General features: G+C 58.7%; 2 protein-coding genes. Both read right to left on the reverse strand.

Features of this window, described 5'->3' with window-relative positions; genetic code table 11:
* Positions 1 to 74: 74 nt before the first annotated feature.
* Positions 75 to 308 (reverse strand): hypothetical protein, encoded by a 234-nt coding sequence (locus AB0362_RS26455; RefSeq protein WP_366236302.1) that lies wholly within the window; start codon positions 306 to 308, stop codon positions 75 to 77.
* 391 nt (positions 309 to 699) lie between these two features.
* Positions 700 to 1,002 (reverse strand): hypothetical protein, encoded by a 303-nt coding sequence (locus AB0362_RS26460; RefSeq protein WP_317808798.1) that lies wholly within the window; start codon positions 1,000 to 1,002, stop codon positions 700 to 702.
* Positions 1,003 to 1,859 lie beyond the last annotated feature (857 nt).

Here is a 1,859-nt window from a genome sequence, read left to right on the forward strand (position 1 = left end):
ACTACGAAAACGAGTACCGTCATCAATGCTCGACCGCCACCTCCGACCGCGAAGTGGCTTGAACCAGGTCTCCATCAGATCCAGGACGGTTCAGAGTGACGTTCGATGAACCAGCCCTGAACGCGCTCGCACGATTCGGGATCGTGGCGCATGGACAGTGCGTTGTTGCGGCAGAAGTCCAGCAGGTAGGTGAACGGGCAGTACTGATCGGGGCCGTTGCCGGCGAAGTCGAACTCGCGGTGTTCGTACCCGTCTGCGGTCGAGTGGAGCGTGAGTGTCGTTGCGGCGGTGGCGATTGCGTTTGTCATACCTGAACCCTAAACCCTTAACGGTCTACGGTCAACCCAGAACCCTTAAGGTGCGTAGACTCGCAGGTAGACACCACGACACGGGAGGCAACTCTGTGACCATCCACTACCTGTCACGCGGCGAAATCGCTGAGCGACTTGGCCTTTCACTCGATACCGTCAAGGGCTACCAGAGGAAAGGGCTACTGCCCGAGCCTGACGCAATGGTGGGCCGCAACCAAGGCTGGCTAGGGGCAACCGTGGATGAGTGGCACAGGAACCGGCCTGGACCGGGCGCACGTACCGACCTCACACGACGCACTGACTGACTGGCTGGCTGGCTGGCTGTACAGCAGCAAAATGCCCCGCCAATATCGAGTTGGCGGGGCATTTTGATCAAGTCCGGTTTCTTCTACTGTGCTTGTTCGGATGCGCTGAGGGCTTCCCATCCGTCGAACTGGATGACCGACAGTACATCCGTCATGTTCGAAAGCGTTGCGACGAGTTCCCTAGCCTTGGCCAGGTCCAGGTCGAACTCTCGCTTTGGCCCATTGCCGTAGGCGGTGAGCTGCATGATCGTTTCCTTTTGCCCGCCTGCATTTTCCCGGCCCGTGAAGCTGAGTTGTAGGCATTCGCCGTTGTCATTGGTGAGTAGGTATGGCAATGCGTCGTCCTCGGTGGTGTCGTCGTAGTCGACTTCGTGCGTGTGGGCCATGGTGGGGCCTTTCGTGTTGTTGGGTGGAGCGGATTGAGTGAAACGCTATCGAACAAGCGTTCCCACAGTCAACCGAAGTGTCACTAATGACACTGTGCAACAACAGATTTGACGCCCGCTCAGGTGTCTTATCGGACTCGCAACCGAGACTCTGGCACAGGACGTGACCAGCCTTCTTACCAGGGCTGCGGAAAAGACTGCGGGGCCTGACCGGCAGCGCTTACACCTGACACGCTTCGCCGCGTTTTAGCGTCGGAACCAAACCTTAGAATCATTGGATGCCTACTCAACGCTGCCCAGTGTGCAATCAGTCAGTGACGGTGACCAACAACGGAATGGAGCAGACCAACGAACGAACCAGCCCTTGGGTGTACGACGAGCACCTGCGGAACGACAAGCGTGGCGACACGGTATTTCGCATGACGTGTCCCGGCTCGAACTGCAATGACTGGTCTGCCGTCAATTCGATGTGAGCTGAGCTAGTCCCGGTCGAGTGCGTCCCGGTAGTCGTCCAACGGATCATGCTCAGGCTCAGCCTGCGGCGCGCACAACCGAGCAAGCTCAGCCTCATCGTGTTTGTACAACCACCAGTAGTGCGCGTGACTCATCCAACGCGGCTTGGGATACGGGCGCGGCTTACGAGCGGCGCGCCTAGATTTCTTCGCCATGTAATCGGGTTCCGTGGGGTGTTGAGCGGGCGGGTCGAAACGGACCCTACGGGACTCACCCCAACCGAACGGGGCTACGCGCCTTGTCACTGATGTGAACCGTCCTGGGACTGGTGGAGACTGTGATCTCACCAGGAGAATGCAGATATGGGTGCACCAAGGAAGTTCGATGCCGAGACGCGTGAGCGC

Origin of the sequence: Rhodococcus sp. NPDC079359 (assembly GCF_040702585.1) — a bacterium.
Taxonomy (GTDB): Bacteria; Actinomycetota; Actinomycetes; order Mycobacteriales; family Mycobacteriaceae; genus Rhodococcoides.

Bases quoted from the DNA above. Each gene is read 5' to 3' on its own strand.
- AB0362_RS26460 (WP_317808798.1), bottom strand. From the start codon at position 1,002: ATGGCCCACACGCACGAAGTCGACTACGACGACACCACCGAGGACGAC.
- AB0362_RS26455 (WP_366236302.1), bottom strand. From the start codon at position 308: ATGACAAACGCAATCGCCACCGCCGCAACGACACTCACGCTCCACTCG.